Here is an 8,914-nt window from a genome sequence, read left to right as displayed (position 1 = left end):
GCCCGCCGGGCTCGGCTTTGACCGGACGGGTTTCGCACCCGCTGGACGACTCATCCGAATTTCAGGAAGTTATCGCCTCCTTCCATCCCAACGGACCGACAGTGCTCGGTCGCACCAAGACCCATCACATGTCATATAGAGGTGCAACGGATTGATAGCATGTGACAAGTGATGGGTCCTGACCCCCGATCCCCGATCCTATCGCGCATCGCTCGCGGCTCAATTCACCGGCACGGTCGGCGGCACGATGAAGAACACCTCGCGCGTGTCGAGCAGCACCGTCTCGGCGCCGTACACGTCGACGAACGCGGGATAGAGCTGCGGTTCCAACTGCTCGGGGATCGTCTCGTTCTGGGCGATGGGGACGATGTCGAAGCACACGGGCGTGCCCGGGAAGACGTCGGTGAACACGTCGTCCTCCGGATCGCCGTCATTGTTCTCCGTGTCGAGCCCGCCGACGCAGATCACGGTCGGGTCCTGAGGATCCGCCAAGCCGCCCTCGGTGTTCGGCACGACCCGCACGATGAGCGCCGCCGCGTCCACCGTGTCGCTTTCGTAGTCCCGCGCAAACGTCGAGATGTCGAGCGGCACCGCCGTGACGAGCTCGTCCACCGCGCCGACGATCGCCTCGTCGAGCCCCGCGCCGGTCGAGGCGATCGGGAACATGAGCGGCTCGCCGTCCACCGCGGCGCCGGTGTCGAGCGAGAGCGCCTCGCAGTGCGTCTGCCCATCCACCTCGACGGGCCCGCTGTACACCGTGATGACCCGCGCGTGGAGCTCACCGAGCGCCTCCACCGCCTCGAGGTAGGTCGGCGCCGTCGGGCTGACGTCGCTGCCGTACGGATCGTAGCCGCCGGGGCCGTTGTGGAACGGCGCGTCGGTCATCAGGATCACGATCGGCATCGCGCCGGGCCGGAAGCACGGGTAGCCGTAGCGGCCGGGCGGGCATCCGGTCTGCGGGTCGAGGAAGCCGCCGAGCCCCTCGCCGGTCGCGATCGCCCAGAGCGCGGGCACCTGCCCCTCAGCCCAGTCGTTGCCGCCGTGCAGCGCGAGCGCGTCGACGCCGTCCTGCGCCGTGGCGACGTTCGGCGTCATCGCCTGGAGCAGCCCGAACACCGAGTCGGTCGCGGCGGTGCCGTAGGGGCTCACCGGGTAGTCGTCGAAGAACCCCACTCCGAACCAGACGCTGTCGATGGCCGCCTGCAGCCCGGGCACGATCGTGCTCGTCAGCGTGCCCTTCAGGTTCGAGATCTCGCCGTTCATGCTCCCGGTCGTGTCCATGGCGAAGAAGACGTCCGCGAGCCGGATCTCGGTCGCGAAGACGAACGTGTCCTCGTCGGGGACCGTGGCCTCCTCGTACGGGATGAGGAAGTAGGAGTGCCCCTCGGCGGCGGGGTTCGAGTCCGGATCGAGCGGATCCGTGCCCGCGAACCACTCGACGAAGTCCGGGCAGCCGTCGCCGTCCGAGTCCGGATCCTCCGGATCCGTGCCGAGCTCCTCCTCGAACGCGTCCGACAGGTAGTCGCCGTCGTCGTCGGCGTACGACCCCGGATCGGTGTCCGAATCGGAATCCACGTCGGCGTCGACGTCCGTATCCGAGTCGGCGTCCGAGTCCGCGTCGGCGGCGCCGCCGTCGACGTTCCACCAGGGCATGGTCTTCATGCCGCAGCCGGCGAGCGCGAACGCGAGGACGAGGACGAAGAGCTTGGGCGAGGTTGCGGTTCTCACGGCAGCGGTTCCTCCGGCGGCACGACGAAGTACACCTCGCGCGTGTCGAGCACGGACGTGCCGGCGCCGATCACGTCGACGTACGCGCGGAAGACCTGCGTCACGCCCGACGACGGCGCGACGATGTTCTGCTGGATCGGCGTGATGTCGAAGCACACGGGCAGCCCGGGCTCGACCGACGGGAACACGTCCTGCTCGGGGTCGTCGTCGATGTTCTCGGTCGGCAGCCCGCCCACGCAGATCAGCGTCGGGTCCATCGGATCCGCGATCCCGCCCGCAGGGTTCGGGGCGACGTGATCGATGAGCTGCGTCGCGTCGAAGGCGTCGGCCGTGTCGTCCCGCGTCTCGGCCGAGATGTCCATCGGCACCGCGGTGACGAGCGTGTCCACCGCGTCGACGATCGCCGTGTCGAGACCGGTGCCGTCGCCGCCGATCTCGAATACGAGCGGCTCGTCGTCGAGCACCGCGCCGGTGTCGAGCGCGATGTCCTCGCAATGCGACAGTCCCACCGTGCCGTCGCCCTCCGAGCTGAAAACCGGCAGCACCTTGGCGTGGATCGTGTCGAGCGCGGCAACGACGTCGGTGTAGCTCGGCGGCTCGAGGAGGAGCTCGGCGCCGTAGGGGTTGGCGCCGGCCGGCCCGTTGTGGAACGGCGCGTCGGTCATCAGGACGACTATCGGCATGGCGCCGGGCCGGAAGCACGGGTAGCCGTAGCCGCCCGCGATGCAGCTGGTCTGATCCGGGAGGTACTCGCCGAGCCCGAGCCCGGTGGCGATCGACCAGAGCGCCGGCACCTGGCTCTCGGGCCCGTCGGCGCCGAAGTGCGTCACGAGCTGGTCCACGGCGACCTGCGCGTCCGAGACGCTCGCGGTCATCGTCTGGAGGATGGAGAACACGGTGTCGCCGGACGAGGAGTCGCCGTAAGGCGAAACCGGGTAGTCGTCGAAGGAGCCCACGCCGAACCGGACGTCGACGATCGTCTCCTGGAGCGCGGGGATGATCGCGCCGCTCAGCGTGCTCTTCAGGTTCGAGATCTCGCCGCCCATGCTGCCGGTCGTGTCCATGAGCAGGAACACGTCCGCGACCTTCACCTTGGTCGCGAACACGAGCGTGCCGAGGTCTGGATCCGGGTTCCCGAGGTACGGCATCAGGAAGTAGAACCACCCCTCGGCGCCCGGGTTCGAGTCGGGATCGAGCGGATCCGTGCCCGCGATCTCCTCGACGTAGTCGGTGTAGCCGTCGTCGTCCGAGTCCGGATCGTCCGGATCCGTGCCGTGCTCCTCCTCGTACGCGTCCGAGAGGTGATCGCCGTCCGAGTCGACGAACGAGTCCGGATCCGTGTCCGAATCCGCGTCCGTGTCCACGTCGGTGTCCGCGTCCGTGTCCGTTCCGCCGTCCGGCGGGAGATCGAACGCGCTGGTCCTTTGACAAGAAAACGCCGACGCCGCGAGCGCGAGGCACCCGACGAGCGCGAGGCGAATCGTCATCCATCCGAGGCACATGTTCCCCTCCCGTGCCGTAGGCCGCGGTCATGATCGTCGAACAGGACGATTATACCCCGGAAAAGGGGAAGAGATTCGCTCAAAGATCCGTGTCGTGATCCTGCGGCCAGCCGCAATCCTGCAGGAAGCCCCCGACGTCGATCCCCGCGCACGCCTCCTCGGCGGCGGTCGTCTCCTCCCCGCAGTGGGAGTGCGAGTTGTCCACGTCCCACGAATCGAGATCGTCGCACGACATGTGGAACACGCACTTCACCTGCGCGTAGAGCGCCTCGAGGCAGGCGTCGGGCGTCTCCTCGACGAACGCGAGGTTCTCGTCGCGCTCGAGGTAGTACGGGCAGTCGCGCAGGCAGTTGTCCATGTCGCCGTGGTAGAAGAGGAACTCCTCGGGCTCGCACGACGACTGCTGCTCGCACCGATCCTCGCACTGCCCGATCCAGCCGTCGATGTCGAACGGCCCCGGATCCTTCGCCGCGTCCGCGCACGCGGCCGCGAGACACGCCGTGAGCGCCATCCACCGGCAAGTCGATCGCATCACGCCCTCCCTACTTCGCGGCGCCCTGCTCTTCGAGCCACGCGAGCGCGGCCGATACGACCGTGTCCTCGCCGTTCGCCACCCCGTCCTCCGTGAGCCACGTCTCCACGTCCGGGTGATTCTCCCACTTCTGCATGGCGGCGAGATCCTCGTCCAGGAACATGCAGCCGGTGTAGGTCGAGCGCAGATCGTCGATGAAGGGATCGAGATCCCAGAAGTCGTACCTGCAGCCGTAGCTGCCGTGCGTGATGCGGCCGAACCTGCGGACGCTCGCGCTCTTGCTCATGGCGTACGGGAAGAGATCGCCGCCCGAGACCGCGTGCGGGCCCTGGAGCACCGCGATCGGCCCGGCGTACGCGTTCTCGGGATCCCCCTCGATGAAGTACCAGTCGTGATCGTCGGGCGCGAGCGTCGTGTAGTCGTCCGCCCCGGGATCACGCTCCGCGCAGTTCCAGAGGTTCTCGACCGTGTGGTCGAACAGGAGATCGAACGCGTCCGGGCTCGGCCAGCCGCCGTGGTTGTAGCGCTGGTCGATGATCAGGCCGTCCGTGCCCGCGAGCTCCGTGAGCGCGTCCGGGAGATCGAGCCACACGAGGTACTGGCTGTACATGTAGATGTAGCCGACGTTCGTCCCCTCGATCACGCCCCACGACGCGTCCGTGGAGGCCTCGGCGCCCTCCTCGTCGGTCACCCACGGGAACTCGACGCCCGGGACCGGCAGCTGATCCGTGCACGCGAGCCGCGGCTCGTACTCGAGCAGCGCCGTGGTGGGGATCGACTCGATCGCGCCCGCGCCGTGGCGACGCACGTCGAGCCGCGCGAAGAGGTGCGGGTTCGCGGTGACGGACGTCAGGCGGGACCACTCCATGACCTGATCCGCGGAGCCGACGCTGCCGCACAGGGGCAGCTCCCACGAGTCGATCTCCTCGAGCAGCTCGGCCCACGGCGTGTCGTCGTAGCCGACGATCACGTCGCCCGGCGCGAGCCCGGCGGGGTTGTCGTCCGCCGCGCGGTAGACGAGCAGCTCGCCGCTGTCGGTCTGCGTCACGCACGCGCCGATGGCGCTCGACCACTGATCGGTCCGGAAGAACGGCGGCCGGAGCGCGAGCGGCGTCCCGCAGATGCCGGCGCTCGAGAAGCTCGTGTGGCCGTCCTCGAGCTCGGCGTTCATCCACGAGAGGAGCTGGTAGAAGCGGCCGTACCCCTCGGCCGCGCCGACCTCGTCGCGGTACCGCGCGCGCACCTCGTCCCAGTCCACGTCGAGCACCGAGAAGCACGCGTACGTGTCCGCGAGGTTCTGCCAGAGCGCGTCGAAGATCGCGAGGCGCGTCTCCTCGTCCGGCGCGTCGCCCCAGTACTCGTCCACCTGCTCCGAGAACGGCGGCCCCGGCAGATCGAACGGATCGCCCGCATCCGCGCCCCCGTCGGCGGGAAAAACGGTCACCTTCTCGGGATCGCACGCAACGAGGGCGAGCGAGAGAGCGGAAAGAGAGAGGGCCGCAAGAGCCTTTACGGTGAGCTCGCGCATCTCAGTACTCCGTGAATTCAGCCTCGAGGCCGTAGAGCTCGAGGCTCATGGATCCGACGACCGTCTTCGGGCAACCCGGGCCGTCGCACAGCTCGGGCTCCGTGGTCTCGACGAGCTCGATCGTCCCGGTGAGCCCCTGCCCGGCGATCCACATGTCGTCGGAAAGGCGGTAGAGCCGCGCATCCATCTCGTAGGTCCCGCCGGTCGTCAGCTCCACCGTGCCCGGCGCCCAGAACTCCTCGAAAACGTACACGTCGAGGTAGTAGTAGTCGCCCACGCCCGGCTCCAGGAACACGAGCTCGATCATCGGCGGCGGGCCGTTCTCCGTTGCGAACGCCATGACGAGGTGCCGCTCCTCGCCGCCGACGAGAAGCTGGACGTCGACCTGCGCCGTGTCGACGATCGACCAGTCCGATCCGCCCGGGGTCACCTTGATCTCGAACGCGCCGGACTCGGCGTGGATCCGCGGGAGGCAGAGCTCCGGGCCGCCCACGGGCGCGAGATCGGTGCAGACGTCGCCCGCGCGCGCGCACGTCCCGCCGCCGTCGCACGGCTCGTAACACCGGTAGTCCTGGAGGTACGGTCCCCACCCCTGCGCGGCGTACACCGCGTTGTCGCACACGGTGCCGCACAGGCAGTCCTTCTCGCCCGGGTAGCACGTGTACTCGATGCCGCAGAGCGGATCCGAGCACTCGCACTCGGGCTCGATCTCCTCCTCCTCCTCGGTATCGCCCCACACCGAGCCGTCGATCGGGCTCTCCCACTCAGTCTCCGTGTCCCCGGCGTCGCCCGCGTCGGGCGATCCCCCGCTCCCGTCGTCGTCGCAACCGGCGAACCCGAGCGCCAGGGCGGCCGCGGCTGCGAACGCCACGGCCCAGATGAGTTTGGTCGTCATCAATTCCGCTCCTCTGGTGCAAATGGAGATCGACAATAACACCCGACTGCAAACCGTGTGCCGGGAAATTGGGGACTGGGCTCACCTGCCAGGGCGTCTTCGGAGATCAGACGGGGTCCGCGTATTCGGTCTCGCAGCCGAACTCGATGACGATGCTGGAGCCTTCGTTCCCCTGGATGAAGTCGCACGTCTGGGGGCAGACGTAGATCCACTGCGGGTTCTCCGGATCGTCGTAGTACCAGCCGTGCTCCACGTCGGCGCAGTCCTCCGCGGAGTCGACGTGGCCTATGGTCTGGGTGCCGCCGAGTCCGTCGTCGTACACGACGTTCACCATCTCCGGATCGAACTCCATGTCCTCGGGGGGGGCGGGGATCTCCCATTCGCAGCTGAGCACCGCGTTCTCCGTGACCGAGGTCGCCACCGCCGCGAACACGCCGTCCAAGTCCTGGAGGCACAGATCCCCGGACACCCCGCCGGTCAGCGCGACGAGCTCCGCGTAGGGGACGCCCTCGCCGCCCGGCGCGGCGAACTCGCAGCACTCGTCCACGGGGTCCGCGGCGCAGCCCTCCTCCTTGCTCATGTACGAGAAGATGCCGTGGAACTTGTACCCCGCGAACGTCGGCGGATCGAGCGCGAGCAGCGCGGCGTCGAAAGCCGTGGAGGTCGTCTCGTCCGTGTCGTCGGAAACGACGACGATGTGCTTCTGCGCGCCCGGCCGAAGCGCGGACGAGTAGTCGGGGTAGTTGTCCAGGATCCACTCGAGGTCCTTGACGCTCGGCACGCGGGTGCTGACGTGGGTATAGACGGGCGGGTTGTCGTCGTTCGTGACGAGCTCCTCCTCTCCGTCGATCGCCTGGCAGCCATCGACCGCCCCGAGCGGAGGATCGATACAGATGCCGTAGTTCGTGCTACCGCCGCCCGAGTTGCCGCACTCCCCGGGCAGGCATGAGATCACGATGACGTGCGCGTCGATCCCGAAATCGATGATGGTTTGCGAGAACGCGTTCATGTTGGCCCGAACCTCGGCGATCTCGTCCTCCATGCTCGGCGTGTTGTCGATCACGAAAATGATGTCCGCCGGGGCGTAGCCGCTGTGCGCCTCCTCGGAGACCGACGCGCACTCGTCGAAGGTGTCGGAATCGGAGTCGGAATCGGAGTCGCCGTCGACATCCGTGTCGCCGTCGGTCCCGGATCCGCCGTCGATCGTGCCGCTCACCTTGTTGCTCGAGCACGAGACCAGCACGATCGCGAACAGAAGCACAAAACGAACCGCCAGAACCTTCGCTCTTTCCATGATACTCCTCGCTTTCGGCGAGCCGTGCGCCGAGCATAGACCCTTTCTCTCCCCTGTGCCGCAGTGTTCGCGTTCGGGACGTGTGTTTTTTCACCCCCGCTCGCCGTTGACGCGGGGCGCGCGAGCCGCTAGGTTGCCCGCCGAGCGACCGCATGAGCACCCAGACCCAGACCGCGATCATCATCTGCCCCGCCGGGCCGCCCGCCGCGACGGTCGGCAGGCGCCTCGCCGGGCTCACCGTGGGCGAGCGGCTCCTCCTCGCGCTGTCGTTCTCCTTCGTGGAGCGCGCCCTGCTCACCGGCCCCGGCGCGCGCCCGAGCTCGGATCGCGCAGAGATCGAGCTCTTCGAGGCGGAGGGCGAGGCGCTCGATCCCGCTGCGCGGTACGTCGTGCTGCCGGCGGATCTCGTATTCGATAGGCGGCTGCTCGCCGAGCCCGAAGCCATTCCGCCCGATCTGCCCATCCGCGTCGTGGATGCGGCGGGCGCGGAGGAGGTGCTCGCGGATCCGGACGCGTGGCTCGGCCGCCTCGGCGACAGCGTCCGCGAGGGCAAGGGTCGCGGTTACGCCCTGCGCGTCGTGGACCGAGGGAAGGCGCGCGCCGCGGAGAGGCACCTCCTCGAGTCCCTCAAGAAGCCGGTCGACGGCTTCGTGTCGCGCCACCTGAACCGGAAGATCTCGCTCTTCATCTCACGGTTCCTCGTGCGCACCGGCGTGCGGCCCAACGCGGTGACCGTCGCGATCATGGCGTTCGGCGCGCTCTCGGGCGTCTTCGCGGCGATCGCCGAGCCGTGGTGGGCGCTCGTGATCGCGGGCCTCCTGTTCCAGACCCAGTCGGTGCTCGACGGCTGCGACGGCGAGATCGCGCGGCTCACCTACAGGTTCTCCTACTCCGGGCAATGGCTCGACACGATCGGTGACGATCTCACGAATTACTTGTTCTGCCTGGGCCTCGCTGTCGGCGGCGCGCGCGTCCACGGCTGGCCGTGGCTGTACGCCGTCGGCGCGTTCTTCTTCGCCCTGCAGTGCTACGCGTCCGGCATCCAGTACCAGCGCATCCTGCGGATGGGCACGGGCGACCTGCTCGCCATGCCGAACGCCGTCACCGGCGGCCAGCCGCGCGGCGCCTGGGGCAAGTTCACCCGGTTCGTCCATACGATGACCAAGCGCGACACCTTCGTGTTCGTCACCGCGGTGATCGCCGCGGCGCAGCTGCCTCTCGTGTCGTTCGGGCTCATCGCGGGCGGCACGATCATCTTGGCAGCGGGGCTCACGCTGAACGAGCTCCGACTGCGCGAGATGGAGCGCCGGGGCGTCCCGCTGCCGAGGTAGGGACGTCGATTTCCGGCAACCTTTTCCCGAAACGTCCGATTCAGTGACGTGTCTTGCCGCATCCGCAGGTTCGAGGCCGGGGTCGTCTACAGCGCCGCCACTCG

7 protein-coding genes are annotated in these 8,914 nt (G+C 68.3%); 1 reads left to right on the top strand and 6 read right to left on the bottom strand.

Annotated features, from left to right (window positions below):
- Positions 1-219: 219 nt before the first annotated feature.
- From M0R80_29515 to M0R80_29490, 6 genes are all read right to left on the bottom strand, one after another.
- A complete protein-coding gene (locus M0R80_29515) occupies positions 220-1,728 on the bottom strand; it encodes a thrombospondin type 3 repeat-containing protein (protein ID MCK9463778.1) in 1,509 nt (502 codons plus the stop codon).
- Positions 1,725-3,230 carry a VWA domain-containing protein gene (locus tag M0R80_29510; GenBank protein MCK9463777.1) on the bottom strand — a complete coding sequence of 502 codons (1,506 nt, stop codon included), beginning with the start codon at positions 3,228-3,230 and terminating at the stop codon, positions 1,725-1,727. The genes M0R80_29515 and M0R80_29510 overlap by 4 nt, the downstream gene beginning before the upstream one ends.
- Before the next feature lie 79 nt (positions 3,231-3,309).
- Positions 3,310-3,762 carry a hypothetical protein gene (locus tag M0R80_29505; GenBank protein MCK9463776.1) on the bottom strand — a complete coding sequence of 151 codons (453 nt, stop codon included), beginning with the start codon at positions 3,760-3,762 and terminating at the stop codon, positions 3,310-3,312.
- Positions 3,763-3,772: 10 nt separating this feature from the next.
- Complete coding sequence (locus M0R80_29500) at positions 3,773-5,290, bottom strand: S41 family peptidase (GenBank protein ID MCK9463775.1); 1,518 nt, start codon at positions 5,288-5,290, stop codon at positions 3,773-3,775.
- 1 nt (position 5,291) lies between these two features.
- Complete coding sequence (locus tag M0R80_29495) at positions 5,292-6,185, bottom strand: hypothetical protein (protein MCK9463774.1); 894 nt, start codon at positions 6,183-6,185, stop codon at positions 5,292-5,294.
- A gap of 106 nt (positions 6,186-6,291) precedes the next feature.
- On the bottom strand, positions 6,292-7,479 hold the full coding sequence (locus tag M0R80_29490) for a hypothetical protein (GenBank protein ID MCK9463773.1): 1,188 nt from the start codon (positions 7,477-7,479) through the stop codon (positions 6,292-6,294).
- A 152-nt stretch (positions 7,480-7,631) separates the two neighbouring features.
- Here M0R80_29490 and M0R80_29485 point away from each other — a divergent pair, with 152 nt between their 5' ends.
- A complete protein-coding gene (locus M0R80_29485; protein MCK9463772.1) occupies positions 7,632-8,810 on the top strand; it encodes a CDP-alcohol phosphatidyltransferase family protein in 1,179 nt (392 codons plus the stop codon).
- Positions 8,811-8,914: the final 104 nt, after the last annotated feature.

It is taken from the genome of Pseudomonadota bacterium (assembly GCA_023229365.1).
GTDB lineage: Bacteria > Myxococcota_A > Polyangia > JAAYKL01 > JAAYKL01 > JALNZK01.
Note: the sequence above shows the minus strand (reverse complement) of the source record. Positions and strands in the feature narration are given on the sequence as shown.